At 43.1% G+C, this 22,461-nt stretch carries 19 protein-coding genes; 1 reads left to right on the forward strand and 18 read right to left on the reverse strand.

The window, feature by feature from the left end; all coding sequences use genetic code 11:
- Nucleotides 1–17 precede the first annotated feature (17 nt).
- The 17 genes from PHV44_00760 to recA all read right to left on the reverse strand — a co-directional run bounded on the left by PHV44_00760 (nt 18) and on the right by recA (nt 17,660).
- The gene (locus tag PHV44_00760; protein ID MDD5591811.1) at nt 18–965 is read right to left on the reverse strand and encodes a peptidyl-prolyl cis-trans isomerase; all 948 of its coding nucleotides are present in this window, start codon (nt 963–965) and stop codon (nt 18–20) included.
- Nucleotides 958–2,862, reverse strand: coding sequence for a transcription-repair coupling factor (gene mfd, locus PHV44_00765; GenBank protein MDD5591812.1), 1,905 nt, complete (start codon nt 2,860–2,862; stop codon nt 958–960). The genes PHV44_00760 and mfd overlap by 8 nt, the downstream gene beginning before the upstream one ends.
- Nucleotides 2,863–2,871: 9 nt before the next feature.
- Nucleotides 2,872–5,076, reverse strand: a complete 2,205-nt coding sequence (secD, locus tag PHV44_00770) for a protein translocase subunit SecD (protein ID MDD5591813.1) — start codon at nt 5,074–5,076, stop codon at nt 2,872–2,874.
- 2 nt (nt 5,077–5,078) lie between these two features.
- The gene (gene yajC, locus PHV44_00775) at nt 5,079–5,378 is read right to left on the reverse strand and encodes a preprotein translocase subunit YajC (protein MDD5591814.1); all 300 of its coding nucleotides are present in this window, start codon (nt 5,376–5,378) and stop codon (nt 5,079–5,081) included.
- A 1-nt stretch (nt 5,379) separates the two neighbouring features.
- A complete protein-coding gene (gene rpsP, locus PHV44_00780; GenBank protein ID MDD5591815.1) occupies nt 5,380–5,634 on the reverse strand; it encodes a 30S ribosomal protein S16 in 255 nt (84 codons plus the stop codon).
- Nucleotides 5,635–5,724: 90 nt separating this feature from the next.
- On the reverse strand, nt 5,725–7,212 hold the full coding sequence (gene trpE / locus PHV44_00785; protein MDD5591816.1) for an anthranilate synthase component I: 1,488 nt from the start codon (nt 7,210–7,212) through the stop codon (nt 5,725–5,727).
- A 49-nt stretch (nt 7,213–7,261) separates the two neighbouring features.
- On the reverse strand, nt 7,262–7,600 hold the full coding sequence (hisI, locus tag PHV44_00790; GenBank protein MDD5591817.1) for a phosphoribosyl-AMP cyclohydrolase: 339 nt from the start codon (nt 7,598–7,600) through the stop codon (nt 7,262–7,264).
- A 2-nt stretch (nt 7,601–7,602) separates the two neighbouring features.
- The gene (gene hisF, locus PHV44_00795) at nt 7,603–8,358 is read right to left on the reverse strand and encodes an imidazole glycerol phosphate synthase subunit HisF (protein MDD5591818.1); all 756 of its coding nucleotides are present in this window, start codon (nt 8,356–8,358) and stop codon (nt 7,603–7,605) included.
- 57 nt (nt 8,359–8,415) lie between these two features.
- The gene (locus tag PHV44_00800; protein MDD5591819.1) at nt 8,416–8,868 is read right to left on the reverse strand and encodes a peptidoglycan-binding domain-containing protein; all 453 of its coding nucleotides are present in this window, start codon (nt 8,866–8,868) and stop codon (nt 8,416–8,418) included.
- Between the two features lie 22 nt (nt 8,869–8,890).
- The gene (hisA, locus tag PHV44_00805) at nt 8,891–9,610 is read right to left on the reverse strand and encodes a 1-(5-phosphoribosyl)-5-[(5-phosphoribosylamino)methylideneamino]imidazole-4-carboxamide isomerase (GenBank protein MDD5591820.1); all 720 of its coding nucleotides are present in this window, start codon (nt 9,608–9,610) and stop codon (nt 8,891–8,893) included.
- Complete coding sequence (hisH, locus tag PHV44_00810) at nt 9,604–10,239, reverse strand: imidazole glycerol phosphate synthase subunit HisH (protein ID MDD5591821.1); 636 nt, start codon at nt 10,237–10,239, stop codon at nt 9,604–9,606. Before hisH ends, hisA begins: the two co-directional genes overlap by 7 nt.
- Entirely contained in the window at nt 10,240–10,842 is a 603-nt protein-coding gene (locus PHV44_00815) for an imidazoleglycerol-phosphate dehydratase (protein ID MDD5591822.1), read from the reverse strand.
- A gap of 16 nt (nt 10,843–10,858) precedes the next feature.
- Nucleotides 10,859–12,082 carry a histidinol dehydrogenase gene (gene hisD / locus PHV44_00820; GenBank protein MDD5591823.1) on the reverse strand — a complete coding sequence of 408 codons (1,224 nt, stop codon included), beginning with the start codon at nt 12,080–12,082 and terminating at the stop codon, nt 10,859–10,861.
- The gene (gene alaS, locus PHV44_00825; GenBank protein ID MDD5591824.1) at nt 12,079–14,697 is read right to left on the reverse strand and encodes an alanine--tRNA ligase; all 2,619 of its coding nucleotides are present in this window, start codon (nt 14,695–14,697) and stop codon (nt 12,079–12,081) included. Before alaS ends, hisD begins: the two co-directional genes overlap by 4 nt.
- Entirely contained in the window at nt 14,697–15,158 is a 462-nt protein-coding gene (locus PHV44_00830; protein ID MDD5591825.1) for a regulatory protein RecX, read from the reverse strand. The genes alaS and PHV44_00830 overlap by 1 nt, the downstream gene beginning before the upstream one ends.
- On the reverse strand, nt 15,151–16,653 hold the full coding sequence (locus PHV44_00835; protein ID MDD5591826.1) for a Do family serine endopeptidase: 1,503 nt from the start codon (nt 16,651–16,653) through the stop codon (nt 15,151–15,153). The genes PHV44_00830 and PHV44_00835 overlap by 8 nt, the downstream gene beginning before the upstream one ends.
- Before the next feature lie 20 nt (nt 16,654–16,673).
- Nucleotides 16,674–17,660, reverse strand: coding sequence for a recombinase RecA (gene recA / locus PHV44_00840; GenBank protein ID MDD5591827.1), 987 nt, complete (start codon nt 17,658–17,660; stop codon nt 16,674–16,676).
- Nucleotides 17,661–18,039: 379 nt separating this feature from the next.
- Between recA and PHV44_00845 the strand changes: the two genes are divergently transcribed.
- Entirely contained in the window at nt 18,040–19,206 is a 1,167-nt protein-coding gene (locus PHV44_00845; protein MDD5591828.1) for a sensor domain-containing diguanylate cyclase, read from the forward strand.
- Here PHV44_00845 and PHV44_00850 read toward each other — a convergent pair.
- A complete protein-coding gene (locus PHV44_00850; GenBank protein MDD5591829.1) occupies nt 19,203–22,451 on the reverse strand; it encodes an AAA family ATPase in 3,249 nt (1,082 codons plus the stop codon). The genes PHV44_00845 and PHV44_00850 overlap by 4 nt on opposite strands.
- Nucleotides 22,452–22,461 lie beyond the last annotated feature (10 nt).

Below are 22,461 nucleotides of genomic sequence, written 5' to 3' on the forward strand. Positions count from 1 at the left end.
TTACTATTTACTAAAAGTTAATCTTGCATAATTTTAATATAAGACTGCTTTTTGAGTTCGTCCAACCACGTTGCTAATGCCTCTTGCATCTTTTGGTCAAAAAGGAAGGTATAAATATCACCCTGGGCCCCAGAGATACTTTGCTGCCGGGGGGGTATTATATTATCCAGTTTAAAAATATAATATTGTTCTTCTATTTTGACCGGTGCGGAGATTTCACCTACCTTCAACCTGAATATTTTTTCTTCGATGTCTTTTCTCAACTGCCCATTCCCTGCCCCGCTCATTTTATTTACAGCCAGGAAATATTTACTGGCGACATCCTGAAATTCCTGCCCATTCCTTAAATCATTAAAGACTTTGCTCGCCAGGTCCTCTTCACCGGTATTTATGGATTCAAATTCGCGCTGTTCGGGTAGTTTAAATTTATCGATGTTTTGCTGATAGAAATCGGTGACTTCTGCGGGATTAACCAGAATCTTGCTCTTTATCTTTATTTCGATAATAGTATACATAAGCAGCTGGTCTCTTATCTTTGATTCTAAGTCTGCCTGCACCAGCCCTTGCTTAGCCAGGGAAGTTTGAAAATCCTTCTCTGAATCGTAACGCCTGCGGATATCGTCTATCCTAGCTTTGATCCTGCTCTCGTCTATTCTGATATTGCTTTTTTTGGCTTCCTGTAAAATAATGCGGTCTTCAATAAGCTTGTCCATTAAATCCAGCTTTATAGATTGCATTTTACTTTCCAGGCTTCTCCCTTTAAATTCTCCCATTAATTGTACGCGCGTAAAATTAACGAAGTCGTCTAAGTCTTTCTGGGTGATGACATCGTTATTCACGATAGCGACGATTTTGTCTTCGGCGTGTAAGTTGTAAGCTGTAAGTTGTAAGCTGTAAGCAATGGAAAAAAGCAAAAATAATGATATTTTTAAACCCTTTAACCCTTGGTTTTTGATTTTATCCATTTTGAAATACGCCTGTATTCTTAAAATTTCCGATTGTTTCTCTTAATAACCTGCAGTATAAATCGAATCCTACCGCAGCTATAAAACCGTGCTGTTCTAGGCCTAAAAGGTTGCCCGCGCCCCTAAGTTCTAAATCCTGCATGGCAATTTTAAAACCCGCGCCTAACTCGGAATGTTCCTGAATAGCTAAGAGCCTCTTTTGCGCATCCGTATCCAGCATTTCTTTTCTAGGGACCATATAATAAGCATAAGCAGGCTTATCAAACCGGCCCACCCTTCCGCGCAACTGGTGCAGGTCGGATAATCCAAAGTGCTGGGCATTATTGACAATGATGGTATTGGCATTAGGGATATCAATGCCGGATTCTATAATCATGGTACAAACTAAAACGTCTATCTTAGCTTTAAAAAAATCCAGCATCACATCCTCCAGTAAGCTCGCGTTCATCTGGCCATGTGCTACGGTTAATCTGGTAGTGACGGGTAAAAGCCTCAATATCCGTTCCTTGATTTTTTCGATATCAAGGATGCGGTTATGCACGAAATAAACCTGGCCTTTTCTTTGGATCTCCCTCAAGATGGCCTGCCTGATCAGGTCCTCATCGTATTCTACCACAGTTGTCTTTATAGGCAATCTATTTTCAGGAGGGGTATTGATTACGGATAAATCCTTAGCGCCCATCAGGCTCATATATAAGGTGCGGGGTATAGGTGTAGCAGTAAGGGTGAGGACATCGCAGTCAAGCCTTAAGGTCTTAAGCCTCTCTTTTGCCAAGACCCCGAAACGCTGCTCTTCGTCAATAATTACTAACCCCAGGTTCTTAAAGATTACGTCCTTCGATAATAATCTATGCGTCCCGATTACTATATCCACGTTGCCGTTATTGAGCCTCCTGATGATTTCATCCTGCTCTGTTTTAGTTTTAAAACGCGAGAGCATCTGGATATGCACGGGAAAATCCTTCAGGCGCCGGCTGAAATTCTGATAATGCTGTTCTGCCAGAATTGTCGTGGGCACTAGATAAACTACTTGCTTATTATCCATAAGCGCCTTAAAGGCTGCGCGCATGGCTACCTCAGTCTTTCCATACCCTACATCCCCGCATAGAAGCCTGTCCATGGGCTTAGCTGATTCCATATCGGTTTTTACCTCTTGGGTCGCCTTGATTTGGCCGGCGGTCTCTTTGTAAGGAAAGGTAGCCTCAAATTGCTTCTGCCAGTCCGTATCCGCAGAATAAGCGAAACCCGAAACACTTAAGCGCATTGCCTGTAACGAAAGAAGCTCCAGGGCTAATTTACGTATGCCTTTCTTTGCCCTCTCCTTTGTCCGTAGCCAATCTTTGGTGCCTAAACGATAAAGCTTGGGCCTTCTAGTTTGAAAGGCAATGTATTTTTGCACCAGGTGCATATCTTCGATGGGTACATATAATTTTTCCTGCTGGTCATACTCAATAGTCAGGTGGTCTTTGTAGGTACCCGCAACCTTTATTTTATCTAACCCCAGAAACCTGCCTATGCCGTGCTGCGTATGCACCACATAATCGCCTATATCTAAATCCAGAAAGTTTTCTACGGGAAAGTTTTCTGTCAGCAGCGCGGCTTTAAAAGCATGGGCCCTTTTTAAAGGCAGTATAATAACCATTTTGTGTTCCCAAAGAGGAATTCCGTCGGAAGGATTAAACGTTTTTATAGAGGCAATCCTGCCTTCTCTATCCAGTTCGAAGCGTATGGGCAGTTCAAAGGCAAAGGGAAATATGTCCAGGATTGCGCCCCTCCGGGAAAAATCCCCTTCTTCAGAAGGCATTTCCTGCCTTTTATAGCCAAAGTCAATGAGGGCAGCACAGGTGTCTTCCAAATCCACTGCCCCACCTACATATAACTTTAAGGATTTAAACATTCTACTAAATCAAGCGCGGGATTTTTTTCTCTGCCAGGCAAGGACTAAAGGCGAAGCAATGTAAACCGTAGAATATACGCCGGAGATAAAACCTACCAATAAGGCAAAGGCGAAGTTGCTCAATACCTCTCCGCCGTAAAACAGGATAGCAACGACTATCAATAGAGTAAAACCGGAGGTAAGCAGGGTCCTGCCTAATGTCTGGTTTACGCTTAAATTGATCAGTTCACGTAGGCTAATTTTGTGTAAAAGGCGGCTATTCTCCCTTACCCTGTCATAAATAACAATCGTATCATTTATGGAATAACCGGCGATGGTCAAAAAGGCAGTGACGCTTAAGAGGTCTATTTGCCTGCCGGTTACAGCCAAAAATCCCAAAGTGACCAGTACGTCGTGAATGAGGGCAATTACGCCGGCTATGGCAAAGTTAGGGTGCTTGAATCTAAAGGCCACGTAAATAAGAATCCCGAGCATTGACCAGATAAGGGCATGGACAGCTTTGTTTTTAAGGTGTTTGCCGGCTACCGGGCCGACATGCTCTATGCGCAATACCTGGATATCCTGTTCGGGGAATTTCTCTTTTAATTTACTGGTAATCAGGTCGCTTTTATTAGCCGCTGTCCTGATAAGCACAATCCTGGGATTCTCCTTGAACTGCTGTATGGAGGCATCGCCTAAGTTCAATTCCTTCAGCGTCTCTCGCACGGCATCCGGGGCAACGGGTGCTTTAAAACTATATTCCTGTAATTCCCCTCCGGCAAAATCAATCCCATAGGCATTTTTACCTTTAGCGAAGAAGGCGACGAGCCCGAATATGATGACAAATAGTGAGATAGCATAAAAAATTTTTCTTTTACCGATAAAATCCAGCTTTGTCTCTTTGATAAGCCTGAGCATGGGTAAAGATCTTAGAATCCCAAGATCCAGGAGGATTTCAAAGATAGTGCGCGTAACCACGATAGCCGTAAACATACTGGCAATAAGGCCGATGGTCAGGGTAACGGCAAAACCCCTGATTGCGCCTGTCCCGAACTGAAATAATAAAAAGGCAGCAATTAAAGTGGTAAGGTTAGAATCAAAAATTGCGCTAAAGGCCTTATTATAGCCATTGGCTATAGCAGTGCGCAGGGCCTTGCCCGTAGAAATCTCTTCCCTGATACGCTCATTAATAAGTACATTGGCATCTACAGCCATGCCTAAGGATAAGGCTATACCGGCAATACCGGGTAAGGTTAAGGTCGCGGATACGCCCGGAAATAAAAGCGGCAACAACCCCAGACCGCCTAAAATAATCAGCAAGTTTAGTAAAAGCGCTATATCGGCGATAACCCCGGCCAAAAGATAATAAGCAGCCATAAAAATGAATACCAACGCGCTTCCTATAATAGTAGCTCTTATCCCTTTATTTATGGAATCCTGCCCCAATAAGGGGCCGATGGTCCTCTCTTCTTCTATATACATAGGCGCAGGCAAAGCGCCTACCCTTAAGACAATGGATAAATCCTGGGCCTGCTCAACGCTAAAACGGCCGGTAATGACTGCCTCTCCCGTAGGTATAGCTTCTTTTATACGCGGGGCAGACTGCACCTTACCGTCTAGCACAATAGCCAGGCGCCTGTCTATATTATTTCTGGTAATCTCGGCAAATTTCTTTGCTCCCTGGGCATTAAATTCCAAGGAAACTACCGGTTCGTTGAATTGGCTCTGGCTGAAACGTACCGAGGCATTAGTCAGGGCATCGCCGGTTAAAACCGCTTCTTTTTCTAAAAGCAGAGGCTCATTATCTTCCTGGGAATATTTTAATTCATAGCCTTCTACTGCATTATTTTGCAGGGCTTGTTTTAATTTATCCGGGTCGGACGAGACAAGCTTAAATTCCAGCATGGCGGTCTTGCCGATTATATCTATCGCGCGTTCTCTATCAGTGACCCCGGGTAATTGCACCACGATTTCATCCTGCCCCTGTTTTTGTATAGAGGTCTCCCTGACGCCGAACTGGTCAACCCTGTTTCTGATTACCTCTATGGCGCGGTCAGCCGCATCCTCCTTGGCCTGCCCCGTAAGGCGGCTGGCATCGACTTTCAACAAAAGATGCATACCACCCCTTAAATCCAGGCCTAAATTTATCCTTTTTTCCAGAGGAAAGGAAAAATATACGCAGATGCCCAGTACGGCTAAGATAAAAATTATTTTGTAAATAAGTTTTCTTCCCATATTTAATTTCCCGGGTTTATGCCTTGTGTTTTCTTGATATAAGCTATGCAATTTTTCTCTATTTCTATCTTTACGTTATCGTCTACCCTTAAGATTACGCTCTTATCCTTTACATTAATGATTGTGCCATGGATGCCGCTGGAGGTCACTACCTCATCATTCTTATTAAGGCTGCTCAACATCTTCTGGTGTTCTTTCTCCTTTGTTTTTTGCGGACGGATAAGCAGAAAATAAAAAATAACGAAGATAAGGATTAACGGAAAAAACTGCATGATAGGATTAACTGCCGGTGCCTGTGGCATCTTATGCCTCCTTTTGGGTAACGGATTGTTTTTTCATCAGACTTTTAACTGTCAGAGAAAGCTGGGCGCCATTCTTTTTCCAGAATTCCAGCCTCTCCTTATTTATCCTGGTAGCCCCTGAAACCGGATTGTAAAAACCTATTTCTTCGATGAACTTACTATCCCGCCCGGAGCGTTCATCAAAGACGCTGAGGCGAAAATGCGGCCTCTTCTTGGGATTTTTACCTATCCTTCTTAGACGTATAATTACTGCCATTTCGTTAGCCTCCTTTTTAGATACGTTTGTATCAAAGTGTCAGGTATCAGGGTATCAAAGTTTTTTCTTTGATACTTTGATACTTTGACACTATTTAACAATTGCCTCTATTAATGCCTTTGCCTTGTTTATAGATTCCTGGTATTCATTTTTTGGCACCGAATCAGCGACGATACCGGCACCTGCCTGAATATATGCCATCCCATCTTTAATAATTACGGTCCGAAGGGTTATGCAGGTATCCATATTATGCGAAAAGCTGAAATACCCTACGCATCCGGCATAGGGCCCGCGCCTTAAATTTTCCAGCTCGTCTATAATTTCCATAGCGCGTATCTTAGGGCTGCCGCTTACTGTCCCGGCGGGAAAACAGGCCCTTAAAACATCGTAGATATTATATCTCTTATCCAAAATACCCTCAACTTCACTGACTATATGCATTACGTGGGAGTATCTTTCTATGGACATAAACTCACTCACCGCTACCTTGCCTTTTTTACAGACCTTGCCTAAATCATTCCTGCCTAAATCTACCAGCATCAGGTGTTCTGCGCGTTCTTTCTTATCTTCAAGAAGCTCCTTTTCTAATTGCTTGTCTTCTTTTTCATTTTTCCCGCGGGGCCGGGTACCGGCAATAGGCCGGGTGCGGGCAATGCCGTCTTCACAGCGTACCAGTATCTCAGGAGAAGAGCCGACTAAGGTAACTTCCTTTAATTTCAAAAAAAACATATAGGGAGAAGGGTTCAGGCTCCTTAAATCCCTGTAGATATCGAAGGGGTCTTTATCTATCTTTATTTCAAAGCGCTGCGACAATACTGTCTGGATGATATCCCCCTTTTTTATATAATCCCTCGCCTTATTTACTATTTTACAAAATTCCTTTTCTTTAAAGTTAGAAATTACTTTTATGCTGCGCTTACCAGTATCATTACGCTTTGCTTTCTTGAGCAAGGGTTTCTTCAGTTCATTGCATATGGAATCTATTTTTTTCAGCGCCTGATAATAAATCTGCGTTTTTTTAACCCGGGGGATTTTTTTATGCGCCGGCAGGATAATGTTAACAATGATCTTTATGGTATGGTTAATATGGTCAAAGACTAGGATGCTATCGGTAAGTATAAAGACGGAATCGGCGATCTTTAGGTCATCCGGATTTCTATCGGGCAGGTCCTCAAAGAACCTTACCATATCATAAGCCATGAAACCCACGAGCCCTCCGTAAAAGCGCGGTAGTTCTTTAATCCGGGCGGCCTTAAAATCCTGCATGATTTTTTTAATTTCATCCAGGGGGTCATTGCGGGTAACAAAATGCCTGGCTGAACTTCTTGCAGGATAAATGACCCGGACATCCCTGCCTTTACTTCTAAAAATAAGCGCGGGGTTACTCCCTAAGAAAGAATAGCGGGCGATCTTTTCCTGTCCTTCTACGGACTCAAGGAGAAAGGCATAATCGCCTTTTTTTATTTTTAAGAAGGCAGACACAGGCGTATCTAAATCCGCGCTGATCTCCTGATAAACCGGAATAAGATTATATTTTTTAGATAGTTCCAGAAATTCTTTTAGTGATGGATAGTACATATTGGGCTTTGAGCTTTAAGTTGTAAGCCATAAGCTTAAAGCTTAGAGCTTACAGCTTATAGTCTATTTTTCTATAAAAGCACGATCTATTTCCCGTATGGCAGGCAACGCCTGACTGGCGCACCTTAATCAGCAACGCATCCATATCGCAATCGTAAGCCACTGACTTGACAAGCTGGTAATTACCCGACGTTGCGCCTTTAATCCAGTAAACTTTGCGCGAGCGCGACCAGAAGCAGGTCTTGCCTGTTTTCAACGTCCTCTTTAGAGAAAATATATTCATATAAGCGAGCATGAGCACTTCACCGCTTCTATAGTCCTGTATTATCGCGGGGATTAACCCCTGTTTATCCAGCTTTAATTTTTTTAAACTAAATCCTTTTTTCATTTTTATAGGCGCACGCATACCCCTTTTTCTTTCAGATATTCCTTTACCTGCCTGACGGTATATTCCTGGTAATGAAAGATGGAGGCTGCCAAGCTTGCAGAAGCCTCTGTTTTAGCCAGGACATCATAAAAATGCTCCGGTTTTCCTGCCCCACCGGAAGCTATCACCGGAATGTTCACCTTTTGCGCGACAGCCCTGGTTAAAGGTAAATCGTAACCGTCTTTGGTGCCGTCATAGTCCATACTTGTCAGGAGTATCTCACCTGCACCCAGTTCCTCTGCTTTTTTTGCCCACTCCAGGGCATCTAATTCCGCAGAGGTCCTGCCACCGTTAATATAAACCTGCCAGCTATTGTCCTGTTTCTTTGCGTCTATCGCTACCACGATACACTGACTGCCGAATTTTCTGGAAGCATCGCTGATTAAATCCGGGCATTTTACCGCCGCGGTATTTATGGAAACTTTATCCGCGCCTGCATTTAAAAGGTCGCGGATATCTTCAATATCCCTGATTCCGCCGCCTACGGTAAAAGGCATAAATATATTCTCGGCGATCTTCTCGACCAAACCAATAAGCGTCTTCCTGTTCTCAAAACTGGCAGTAATATCTAAAAATACTAGCTCATCTGCCTGCTGCTGGTCGTAAATCTTAGCTACTTCAACAGGGTCGCCCGCGTCCTTTAAGGCCACAAACCTCATACCTTTAACCACCCTGTTTTCTTTGATATCCAGGCAGGGGATAATACGTTTCGTTAACATTTATTTTGCTTTAAGTTGTAAGCTATAAGCTGTAAGCTTAAAGCATAAAGCTTATAGCTATTTAACTTTCTTATCCAAATACCCTTTCAGCAAGTCCCAGGTTTTATTACCCATTTTACCATCTGGACTGAGATTATTTGCTTTCTGAAAAGCCCTTATTGCTTCACGGGTCTGCTTACCCATACGGCCATCAACAGATCCGGGATTATAGCCGGCATTAGTTAAAGCAACCTGTATCTGTTTTATAGTTGGCCGTGATTTTGTTTCTTGGCTGACCTTCTTTTTACCTGTTGCTTTTACCAGGCTTTCTTTCTGCTCAACAGTACTAGTTAAGGTGTCCCTTAGGCCGCCGATCTCTTGGTCTTTGGCTTCAATTTCTGCCTGTAAAACCGAAATCTGATTTTTTAATCCCTGAATTTCCAAATCCTTATCTTTGCGGCCGGTAGCGCATCCACCCAGAGAAATTAGAAAAATAGAACAGACGAAAAAAATAACTACCCTTTTAAACATACCTGCCTCCTTTTTTTACCTCTTATAATATTTTTATGGCCTCAGCTAAAGTAAATTTTCCTTCATATAAGGCCTTGCCTATAATTACACCTACTAATTCTTTTTTATCCAGCAGCCTAAGTTTAGATATATCAGCCAGAGAAGAAATCCCGCCTGAAGCAATCACCCCTAAGCCTGTTTCCTTAATTATACTCTTTATGCCTTTTATATTAGGTCCCTTTAAAGTCCCGTCCTTGAGGATATCAGTATAAATTACCTGCTTAAACCCTATTTGTTTTAAGCGGCATGCCAACTTTAAGATATCTACGCTTGCGGAATTACTCTGCCAACCCTTGGCTAAGACACGGTTAGCCTTAGCATCAAGGCTAACGATAATCTTATCTTTAAATTTCTTAAAGGATTTTTCCAGAAAACCCTTATCTTCTACTGCCTTAGTGCCCAAAATTATACGCCAGATACCGCAATCAAGCAATGTTTTTATTATTATTTCATTTCTTACGCCGCCGCCGAATTGAACGGGTACGTCTATCTCTTTTACTATCTTTTTTACTATATCCAGGTTTTTCGGCTTACCGCTTATCGCGCCGTCTAAGTCTACTATATGGATTAACCTTGCTCCCTGTTTCTGCCAGTGCCGGGCAGTCTTTAGGGGGTCGCGGGAATAAACCTTTTTGTCAAATCTTCCCTGCGTGTATCTGACTACACACCCATCTTTTAAATCTATAGCGGGAATGATTAGCATAATTCTACAAAATTTTTCAGTATTTTTAAACCGGTTTCCTGGCTTTTCTCAGGATGAAACTGCACGCCGTATATATTCTCCCGCCAAAGAACCGGGCTAAAGCTAATCCCGTATTCAGTAGTAGCAGCGATGATATCTTTATCCTTGGGTTGCGGATAATAGGAATGGCAGAAATATACGTAAGCATTATCCGGTATATCTTTTAACAGGGGGCATTCCTTTGACACCTTGACACCCTGACACCTTGATACTATTTTCAACTGGTTCCAGCCCATATGCGGGACCTTCAAATTGCCTTTAATTTTAAATTTCTTTACCTCGCCTTTTAATATCCCTAATCCTTTTATCCCTTTTGCTTCATCGCTTCTCTCAAAGAGAAGCTGCATCCCTAAACAGATACCCAGAAATATCTTTTTTGCCTTAATATGCTCCTTTAGCGCCGTCAACAGATCCTGTTTCTTTAATTCTGCTACAGCATCGGCGAATGCCCCTACCCCCGGCAATACTACCTTATCACAAACCTTGATATCTGCGGGCTTGTTGGTAACTATTGTCTTTGCGCCCATAGACTCTAAGGCCTTTTGCACGCTATGAATATTTCCCATGCCGTAGTCAATTATGGCAATCATCTAGTCAATTACGCCTTTCGTTGAGGGGATACCTTTTCTGCGGGGATCAATTTGAGTAGCTTCATCTAACGCCTTGCCTAAGGCCTTAAAGACGGGTTCAATAGTAGCATGCAAATCGTCATTGGGATTTTCAACCGATATATTCAGGTTCATTCCTAGTTGTTTAGCAAAAGCATCTAGGAAATGCTCTGCGCAATTAAGCTCGTAGCCATCTTTGTCAGCAACTGTTGTTGGAGCTATGTTAAATCTTGACGACCCCCTCCCGCTTATATCAACTGACACACTTGCAGTCACATCTTCCATCGGGACAGATGCAGAACCAAGCCTTTTAATTCCTTCCTTATCCCCCAAGGCTTCTTTGAACGTTTGTCCCAAAAGAATCCCCGTATCCTCATTTGTATGGTGTATATCGATTTTAAAATCGCCTTTGTTAACCTTTATTTTTAAATCAAAATGCCCCCAAAAAGCAAATAATTCAAGCATATGATCCAAAAAACCTATGCCCGTATCTATTTCGTATTCCCCGGCACCATCGATATTTAATTCGACGATTATGTCAGTCTCTTTAGTTTTTCTTTCTTTCTTTGCTATTCTTTCTTTCATATGCGCTCGCTTTTTATCAAAACCTTATCTTCACCGAATCCAAATGTTTATCCAAGCCTTCAATACCGGCCATCTTTTCCAGGGGCTCTTTAATTTTCTCGAGGGCCTTACGCGAGTAACCGATGATGTGGCTGCTCTTCATAAAATCCAGCACCGAGAGCCCGGAAAAGAACCTGGCAGTGCCGCCTGTAGGTAAAACGTGGCTCGGGCCTGCTACATAGTCGCCTACTGCAGTCGGGCTATGCGGGCCTAAAAATATAGCCCCGGCATTCCTGATTCCTTTTAATAATCTTTGTGGATTCTTGACCAGAATCTCCAGGTGTTCGGGTGCAATCTTGTTGGCAATATCAACTGCCTGTTCCAGGTTTTTTGTCAGAATAATAAAACCCGGGTTATCCGCGCATTGAGATTTTATTTCTCTCGCCAGGCTCTTAGAATTGGTAATCAATACCGCTAAACCTCCGGCGTGTTCAGTCTGTGCCCTAAGGTCAGCGACAATAAATTTAGGGTCGCTGAAACGGTTGGCAATAATCACCAGCTCCGTAGGCCCGGCGATCATATCAATATCCACTGACCCGAATACCTGCCTTTTCGCTTCGCTTACATAAATATTGCCTGGCCCGACTATTTTGTCTACCCGCGGAATAGTCTTTGTCCCATACGCTAAAGCAGCAATGCCTTGCGCGCCTCCTACGCGATAAATTTCATCTACCTTAAGCAGGTCTGCTACTACAAGTATGTGGGGATTTATAAGCCCTTGTTTATCCGGGGGGCTAGCCAGGGTTATCTTCTTTACCCCGGCCATTTTTGCGGGAAGCACTGTCATATAAACAGTAGAAACCAGTGGCGCTGTGCCCGCGGGGATATATATGCCTACCCTGTCTAAAGCAGTATAATTCTCGCCTAAAATAGCGCCATCCCCGGCTTTCATCCTCCAGGATTTCTTTATGGTCCTGCGGTAAAAACGGTTGATATTTTCAATGATAACCTTGAGGCTGGAAACAAAATTAGGGCTGATATTCTGATATGCGCCGCTGATTTCAATTTCAGAAACTTTTAGCTGTCTGGGTAGCATTTTAACGCCGTCAAATTTACGCGTATACTTTAAGAGCGCTTCATCACCGAGAAGGCGCACATCATCAATAATCTGCCTGACTTTTTCTTCAACTCGCCTGGATTTAATAAACCCGCGGTTATAAATCTTCTCTAACTTTTTGCTGCTAAAGCGTATGATTTTCATTTTAGTTCCCTGATAATCTCTTTAAGTTTCTTGAATGCCTGCGGAAAATTCTCCGGTTTATTTCCCCCTGCCTGGGCAAAATCCTTCCTGCCTCCGCCGCTACCGCCGATTTCCGGGGCGATTGCTTTTATTATCTTAGCGCTATCAATATCTAAAATTTGCGTATTTAAATTTGTACCCGTAACCAACAGGGCCCCTCCAACGGAAGTAGTTGTCCCTAAGGCAACGATAACGCTTTTTTCCTTCGCTTTGATTAAATCCACGGCCTTTCTTAAGGCGTCCATATCCTGGCCTTCAATAAAACGGGCGATAACATTAATACCGTTAATAATTTCTCCCTCTTTAATATAATTATCTATTGAGGCTCTAAGCATATCCGTCTTGCGGTAACTTAGCTTTTTTTCCAGTTCTTTTATCTGAAATAGCTTCTTCTCTAATTCCTGGGTTATCTTTTGGCTAGGGACATTTAAAAGAGAAGAAATATCAGCCAGGATATTCTCTTCTTCCTTAAGCGCCTTATAGGCACAATCTCCTGTAAGCGCTTCTATCCTTCTTATCCCGCTGGCTATCGACCCCTCGTTAACTATCTTAAAGAGCCCGATTTGGCCGGTGCATTCAAGGTGTGTTCCGCCGCAGAGTTCTTTAGAGAAATCTCCGATTGCTACCATACGCACCTTTTCTGCGTATTTCTCCGTAAAGAATGCCAATGCCCCTTGTCTTTTAGCCTCTGCGAGGGTCAGCGTCTTTGCCTTCAAGCACGTATTATTTACTATGTAGTTATTGACTAATCCTTCTATTCTATCCAACTGTTCCCTAGTCACATCCTTAAAATGCGTAAAGTCAAAACGTAATCTATCTTCGGCTACTAATGAACCTTGCTGTTGCACATGCGCTCCCAAAATTACGCGTAATGCTGCCTGCAATAGGTGTGTGGCAGTATGATTTCTGGCTATGGATAGCCTGCGTTTAATATCCACACAGGACATTAACTCATCTGTGGTTCTAAAACTTCCGGTTTTTACCCTTCCTTTATGCACAATAACATTATCAAATTTACGGGTACCGGTTATCTGAAAGACATTCTTCCCTTTTATCAATTCACCCGTATCGCCTACCTGGCCGCCGGATTCAGGGTAAAGAACGGTTTTATCTAAAATTATCCGGGCCTCTTCGCCCGCGCTTATTTTTTTTACCGGAGTATTATCTTTAATAATCTTGATAACCTTTGCCTTTGTCTCGTATTTGGAGTAACCCAGAAAACTAGTCTTAGCGCCTGCTAAATGCAATTCTTTAATATCAAAGACATCGCCTTTCATCCGACTCTGTAATTTAGAACGGTTTTTCTGCTCTCCTAATTCCTTATCAAATGCCTCCTGCGAGAAATTTATGCCGGCTTTCTCCAGCCAACCCCTGGTTAACTCTAAAGGTATCCCGTAGGTATCGTACAACTGAAAGGCAAGCCTGCCGGCCCTTTGCGCGTCCTGCTTATTACTAAAACCCTTAAATTTTTCTTCAAACAAAACGCTGCTAGAATCTAAAGTAGAAATAAAATTATTCTCTTCAGCCAGAATAATCTGGGAGATATTTTCTTTACGTTTATCCAACTCTGGATATGGCAACTTCATAATATCGGATAAAAGAGGGGTTAATTTATAAAGAAAAGGTTTAGCTATCCCTAACGCCCTTAAATGCAGCATGCTTTTACGGATTATTTTTCTTACTACATACCCGCGGCCTTCATTAGAAGGCAATACGCCATCATAAATAGCAAAAACAATGGCACGTATATGGTCACTAACAGCATAAATAAATTCCTTATCTGACACTTTGACACTTTGACACTTTGACACTATCTCTTTCACTATGGGTTGGAATAAATCCGTTTCAAAATTATTCGGCACCCCCTGCATAACCGCTGCCAATCTTTCCAGCCCCATACCCGTGTCAATATTCTTTTTGGGTAAAGGTTCTAATTTTCCGTCTGCTTTGCGGTTAAATTGTGTAAACACTAAATTCCATATTTCCGGGAACCTGCCGCAACTGCAAGCCGGGCCGCAGCCAGGCTTCCCGCAACCTGCGCCCTGGTCAAAGAATATCTCAGAACATGGCCCGCATGGCCCATTTGGGCCGTTAGCTTTGGCTTCTGATGGCCAGAAATTTTCTTTATCGCCTAATTTTACGATTTTATTTACCGGAACCTTTATTTTATCTTTCCATATGTTATACGATTCATCATCGTCTTTATATACAGAAACCCAGAGTTTATCTTCTTTAATCTTAAGCTCTTCGGTCAGGAACTCCCACGCCCAGGTAATTGCCTCTTCCTTAAAATAGTCCCCGAAAGAAAAATTTCCCAGCATCTCAAAAAAGGTATGGTGAGACGGGGTCTTGCCTACCTTATCTAAATCATCGGTGCGCAGGCAGCGCTGGCTGCTGGCAGCGCGGCTAAAACCGGTTAAATGCCCCAGGAATTGCCTCTTGAATTGGTTCATTCCGGCAGGAGTAAATAATACGGTAGGGTCGTCCTTGGGGATAAGCGAATCGCTTTCTACGATTTTATGCTTTTTAGCTTTAAAAAAGATGGGGAATTTTTCTCTTAATAAATCCGCTTTCATTATTGATTCAATGCCTCTAAAATTATACCGGGAGAAAAACCGCGGCGTAAAAGGCATGCATAGATACGCCTTTTTATTTTTTGGGGATCGCTGCCTTTTGCTTTATTGAGTTTATCTTGGATAATCCGCGTAACTATCTCCTTTTCAGGATAGTTTTTTTTGATTTCGTTTATCTGGTTCTCAATGATTTCTTTATCAACGCCTTTTACCTGTAATTCCTGCCTTAGCCTCCTTATCCCTAACGGCCTTTTTATGCGCGATTCAATCCAGGCCCTGGCAAAATGATTATCGTCAATAAAGGCCTTGTCTTTTAAAAAAGAAAGGGTTTCTTCTATAATCCCGGGGGTGAATTTTTTCTTTTTCAGCCGTTGGCGAATCTCCTGCTCGCTACGCGGCCTGAATTTAAGCAGCAAAAAGGCGTAATTTTTTGCCTTTTCCAATAAACCTTTATCCTTATCCACCCGCTTTTATCAGAAAGAATCCCCTGTCGGTTTTTACCAGGCAATCGCCTTTTAAGCCTTTGGTTAGCTTCTGGTAATCCGCAAGGTTATTGACTTCTTGTCTATTCAGCTCTAAAATTACATCCCCGGGAATTATACCTGCTTCATCTACCGGGCTGTTTGATTCCACATCTATCACTACTACGCCTCTCTTCTCCTCAATCCCAAAGCGCTTGATGTTTTCCGGGTTTAAATCTTCTACGGCTAAGCCGCGCCATTTATCCTGCGCTTTTTCAACGGCGGCCTCTTCCTTTTCCTCTAAGTCCTGGGGCCTTTCGCCTATGACTACCTCTAAAGATACGGGATGCTTATCCCGGATAACGTTTAATTTTACCTTCTGGCCGACTTCTTCTTTTCCGACGATACTCAACAACTCCCTTACGTTATTAACCCGCTTATTATCGAATTCTTTGATAATATCGCCTTCTTTTATGCCGCCTTTCTCTGCCGGGCTATTCTCCAGGGTCTTGGCTACTAAAACACCGTTTTTATCGGCTAACCCGAAATGTTTAGCCAGGTCTTCGGTTAAATCCTGCACAGTTACGCCTAACCAGCCATACATTATCTTTTTACCTTCAATCAGCCGCGAAATGATTCTTTTAGCGCTATTAATGGGTATGGCAAAACCTATGCCCTGATAACCGCCGCTTGTAGAGAATATAGCCACATTAATGCCCACTATTTCGCCTTTAAGATTGACTAAGGGCCCTCCTGAATTACCGGGATTTATGGCAGTGTCGGTCTGGATCAGGTCATTATAATCCCGCTCGCGGGAAACAGTCCTGCCTAAGGAGCGGTGCAGTGCGCTGATGACTCCTACGGTTACCGTAGGCTCGGAATTCTGCATGGCAAAGCCAAAAGGGTTACCGATAGCCACTACCCACTGCCCGATTTTTAAATTATCCGAATCCCCTAAAGATGCTATGGGTAAATTACGCGCGTTTATTTTGATGACGGCTAAATCCGAACGCAAATCCTTGCCCTTTAATTCGCCCTTAAACTCTCTCCCGTCGGGTAAAATCACGTTTATTTTATCGGCATCATTAACCACATGCTCATTAGTCAGAATGTAGCCTTCGGCATCAATGATTACGCCGGAACCCAGGCCCATTTGTTTATATTCTTTCTGCGGCATCTCGCCAAAAAATTCATCAAAGAACCGGCGGAAAAACTCGTCTTCCCCAAAAGGCGCTTCTTGTCCAAAGGGAGAATTAAAATAAAACCTCTTGCCTCCCCCGATCTTTGCCGTATGCTCTGTGCTGATAGATACTACTGCCTTACCGGCAATATTCGCCACATTAACTACCGCATCTTCCATCCCGGAACCTTCAAGAGAAGGGTTTTTTGCTTCCTGGCTCTCTGCGGGCGAAAAAAGATTCAACTTAGCGGTAGAAATGACCCCCATAGTTAAGCCCAGTAATAAAGTTATCGCGAAGAATATTATTTTTTTCTTCATCCCACGCCCCTTTTTTAAGTTTATGCTAAGGAGATTTTCTTACGGATTTCTTTTTCTATCTCTTCCTGTAATTTTGGTTTTTCTCTCAGCGCCTTTACTGCCTGGTCTCTTCCTTGGCCAAGCTTCTCGCCTCCAAAAGAAAGCCAGGTCCCGGTTTTCTCGATAATTTCTAAATTCACCGCGGCATCTATAACGCTGCCGGGCTTGACAATGCCTTCATTATGCATGATTTCAAATTCTGCCTCGCGAAAAGGAGGGGCTACTTTGTTTTTAACTACCCTGGCCCTGACCCGGTTGCCGATAACCATATCGCCGGATTTTAGGGTAGCAATCCTTCTTAAATCCAGCCTTACAGAGGCATAAAATTTTAGTGCCCGTCCCCCGGGCGTGGTTTCCGGCGAACCAAACATTACGCCGATTTTTTCCCTGATCTGATTAATAAAAATCACGCAGGTGCGCGACTTGCTGATGGCCGCGGTAAGTTTACGCAGTGCCTGCGACATCAGCCGGGCCTGCAAACCCATATGCGAATCTCCCATCTCGCCTTCTATTTCCGCGCGGGGAGTAAGCGCGGCTACGGAATCAATCACCACCATATCTACGGCATTTGAACGCACTAATGTCTCGGCAATCTCCAGCGCCTGTTCTCCGGTGTCCGGCTGAGAAATCAAAAGTTCGTCTAAATTTACCCCGATAATCTTAGCATAAGTAGAATCAAAGGCGTGTTCGGCATCAATAAAAGCAGCAACTCCGCCTTTCTTCTGAATTTCCTTGATTACGCTTAAGGTGAGCGTAGTCTTACCTGAAGCCTCTGGACCGAAAATCTCGATTACCCTGCCGCGGGGAAGGCCGCCTACGCCTAAGGCAACATCCAAAGTAAGCGCGCCCGTAGGGATGGCCTCTACGTCTACTTTTATGTCCCCGCCCAGCTTCATAATTGAACCTTTACCGAATTGTTTTTCTATCTGGGAGAGCGCCAATTCCAGTGCTTTTTGACGGTCAGAAATGTCCTTTGCGCCTTCTTTCTTTATGTCTTTGGTAACCATGATAACCTCCTTTTTTTCTGCAAATTAGATTTTAATTATATCTTAACACCCCTTGCCTGTCAATACATATTGACCCATACTTAACATTTAACGGGTGGCTTGGTTTGGTTTCGCACAGCAGTTTTAAAGGGGACCCCGCGAGTGGGTGTGGGCGAGGAAAATTTGACGAGTACACACCCTAAAAGCAGGGGATATTTTTAATCCCTGTGGGAAGCAAAACAAGACAGCCGCAATAAAAATCCCTCCTTTCTACTCCTAATAGACGCAGGAGTAAGAAAAATCTAACAGTCAGTCCTCCTGGCTTGACAATAAGCTGAAAATATGTTAGATTTATAACATTATGGAAGAGATAAATAAAATCAAACAAGAAATCGAGCGCACCAAAACCGAACTGGCTATCCTTTATGAAATATCCAATGCCATGCGTACCACTCTTAAGCTGGATGAAATACTCTACATTATCCTGACCGGGGTCACCGCGCATATAGGATTGGGGTTTAACCGCGCCATCCTCTTTTTAGTCAACGAAAAAAATAGTGTTATCGAAGGTAAAATGGGTATTGGCCCGGGAGACGGCGAAGAAGCTAATCAAATCTGGACCAGGGTAGAACGCGAGCAGATGGATTTAGACGACCTGATTAATGCTTATAAGGTTTCTAAGGATATCCTGGAATCCAGCTTCAACCAGCAGATACGCGCCCTGAAGATGCCCTTAAAAGAACAAAATGGCGGATTACTGGCTTTGGGGGTACTGGAGGGCATGCCTTTGCATCTAACCGCTGAAACCATACAAAACTATAGTAAGGATCCTATTATACGGATATTAAAGGCTGATGAGTTGGTAGTAATCCCCCTGAAAGCAAAGGATAAAGTAAACGGAATAATTTTAGCAGATAATTTTATTACTAAAAAGCCTATTACCAAAGATGATATACGCATGCTGATTATGCTGGCTAACCAGGCGGGTCTAGCCGTTGAGAATTCACAACTTTACGAAAAAGCCGTTATCCGCGCCCATACTGACTTGCTTACCGAACTTTATAATCATGGGCATTTCCAGTACCTTTTATCTACAGAGATAGAGAAGGCAAAGGCGAGTTCCCTTCCTTTAAGCCTGATTATGCTGGATATCGATAATTTTAAGGTCTATAACGATGCGCTCGGGCATCAGGCCGGGGATAAAATCTTAAAGGCGCTGGCGTTGCTGCTAAAGAACCAATCCCGCAAAATGGATTATGTCTGCCGTTACGGCGGGGAGGAATTTACCATTATCCTGCCGCAGACGGAAAAAAAAGAGGCGTTCTTAATCGCTGAACGCCTGAGGATGGATATTGAAAAATACACCTTTATCAATGAAGAAATCCTGCCTAATAAAAAATTAACCGTGAGTATGGGTTTGGGTTCTTACCCGGAAAACGGGGCTACTGCCTCTGATTTAATCACCAGTTCTGACCAAGCCCTCTATCAGGCCAAGCATAAAGGAAAAAATAATACCTGCTGTTGTTAAGCCCCGGCAGGTTCAACTACGGCTACATCCGCCTCTTTATCTTTTACGGCTTTACTCCCCCCGAACTTCACGGAAACAATCTTAGAAACCCCGGATTCCTCCATAGTGATCCCGTACATCACGTCCGCGTTGGCAATGGTTTTCTTGTTGTGGGTAATCACGATAAACTGGGAGGTCCTAATAAACTCCTGCAGCATGCGGCCGAACCTGTCCACATTGGCTTCATCCAAGGCAGCGTCTATCTCATCCAATACGCAGAAAGGCGAAGGCTTAACTTTAAATATGGCAAAAATAAGCGCTATCGCAGACATGGATTTTTCTCCGCCGGAGAGTAAAAGCACATTCTGTAATTTTTTGCCCGGAGGCCGGCAGATAATTTCAATCCCCGATTCCAGCGGGTCCTGTTCATCAACTAAAAAAACCTGGGCATCGCCGCCGTTAAAGAGCAGCCGGAAATAATTCTTAAACTCCAGGCGCACCTTTTCAAAGGTCTCTAAAAACATTTTTTTAGTGGTGCGGTTAATCTTTAAGATCGCCTCATGCACTGATTCGCGCGCCGTTACCAGATCATTCTGCTGCTGGGTCAGGAAATCATAGCGTTTCTTTAATTCGTCATATTCTTCTATGGCTACCAGGTTAACCGTGCCATAGGAATCTAACCTGTCTTTTAATTTTTCTATTTCCTGGGAAAGCGTATCCTTATCTATTGCCTCCTGGAGGCTATTACAGGGCATATCCAAATCCGCCTTATAGGACTGCAGGATCCTCTCTTTAAGGCTAGTGATTTTAAAATCTACGTCTTTATTTTGCATCTGTAGCTCGTATAATTTATTTTTTATGTTGTCCAATTCTTTCCTGTCTGCCTCTACCTTGCCTACGGCATCGCTTACACCTTCATTAATCCCGCGGTATTTATCTTCTGTTTCTTTGAGGAGATTATTTTGCTCCTGAATATCCAACTGCGCCTGCTCAATCCTGCCCTCTGAATTTTTAATCTCCAAGGCCAGTTGTTGTTGTTTATCCGCATTTTCTTTGACTTGCTCCTCAAAATTCAGGAGGCTCTCCTTATCCTGTTGACAGGTATCTTCCAAAATTTTAAGCGTAGCTCCTTCAGAATCTATGCGCTTACTTAAACCCTCCAGCTCTGTTTTAGCCTGGGTAATCGCCACTAACGTCTGCTCTTTAAGGCTATGATTTGCATTAATGTTATTCTGTTCTTTAAGGATCAGCTCTTCATGTCCCTTTTGCTCTTTATCCAGCTCTGCTGCCTGGGTTTGTAGGCCCACTAGCGTATTCTCAAGACTGGATAAATCCTGCCCCACTTCAGATAATTCTAAAACTATTACCTCCTCTTCATCCCTTATTTTATTAAACTGCTCCAGGACTGCCTGATGAGATGCTTTTTTATTGGCTAAGGTTATTTCCTGGTTACGTAAGGCCTCCTGAAGATGAAAGATAGCCTGATTTAATTCTGCGATACGCGCCTGGCTTGCTGTCTTAGCGCCCTCCATGGCCCTTAGGCTGTCTTCAAGTATAGATAATTTCTGGTTAATTTTCTGCGCATCCAAATCAATGGGTTTAGCTTCTCCGTATAATTTAAATTTTGCGCCTTCGATAAGTCGGCCATCCAACGTCGAGCCGGATGGATCTTTTATTTTTATTACTAAAGCGGTTATTTTATCCGATGGCTGCCTGTCTAAATAAATCTGCGCATTCATGGATTCACTGATATCTTCGTATTTTGTCTTTAGCTTATCCAGGAATTCTTTGTGGGACAACAAACCCGACTTTTCTCTTTCTAAATTAGAGATGTCTGTATTTAAGTTATTCAGGCCCTGGGTTTCCCGCTGTAATTTATCCTTAGCATCGGATATCTTCGAACTTAAATCCTGGAAGTCTTTTTCCAGCTCTTTTAGTTCTTGGTTGAGATTATCCAGATTATCCTGAATCTTCGCCTTTTCTTCATTGACCTTTATCTTTTCGATTTCCAGCCTCTTTTTACGCGCTGAATAAATGTGCTGCTTGCCGGTTAAATCAGCAATCTCATTTTTAACCTGCGTAAATTTAGTAACCAGCCCAAGAATGCTTCTATTGGTTTTAGCAATAGCCTCCAGGGAATTTTTAGTGGATAAGGTTATATTGCTCAGCCGCCCTTCTTTATCCTGCAGGAAGAGCCTTTTTTCTTCAATGGTTTGGTTTATCGCATTGCGTTCGTTCTTTAAATTATTTAATTTTTCTTCATCCAGCGAGAGCCTCTTCTTGGTCTGCTCAATCTGCCCCTCTAGGTGCTTCTGGCTTACGTCTAATTCCTTTATCTTTTCTTGGTTAAAATTGACGCGCTCTTTATTGGCTAAAATAGAGTTCTCCAGGGTCATGATTTGATTTTTTATGGCCATGATCGCCTCTTCCATGGCTTTTAGTTCACCGCGTTGGTCGCTATTCTTTGATTCATGCCCCTGGATGATGCTTAAAAGCCGGTCTTCTGCTACCTGCAATTCCTTCAGCTGGTTTATGATATTATCTTTTTCTAAGGCCAATTGGTTCTTATCCCATAGGGCCAGGCTGATTTCTTTTTGTTTTAATTCCTCAAAGGCTTCTTTATACCGGCGCGCCTTATTGGCCTGGCGCTCTAAAGAGCCGATCTGGCGTTTTACTTCCGTAATGATATCATTGACCCTTAAAAGGTTCTGTTGGGTTTCTTCTAATTTCCTCATTGCCTCTCTTTTTTGAACCTTATATTTAGTAATCCCTGCGGCCTCATCAAAAACCAGGCGCCTGTCTTCCGGCCGGGAACTTAAGACTAAATCTATCTTTCCCTGCTCTACCAGAGAATAACTTTCAGCCCCAATGCCGGTACCCATCAGCAAATCCAGGATATCCTTAAGCCGCACCTGGGTTTTATTTAACAGGTATTCGCTCTCGCCTGACCTGAAGATCCTTCTAGTAATGGTCACCTCATCATGATCAATACTGAAATATTTCTGGTCATTATCAAAGGTGAGGCTGACTTCTGCCATGCTTAAGGGCTCTTTAATATCCGTGCCGTTAAAAATCACATCCTGCATATCCGAGCCGCGTAGCGACTTTACTGACTGCTCGCCCAGAACCCAGCGTATAGAATCAAAGATATTGGATTTCCCGCAGCCGTTTGGGCCGACTACCGCAGTAACCCCGGGTTCAAAATGTAAAACGGTTTTATTCAAAAATGACTTGAAACCCACTATCTCCAGTTTTTTGAAATACATCGCCTCTCCT

Source organism: Candidatus Omnitrophota bacterium (genome assembly GCA_028717245.1).
Taxonomy (GTDB): Bacteria; Omnitrophota; Gorgyraeia; order Gygaellales; family Profunditerraquicolaceae; genus JAGUYA01.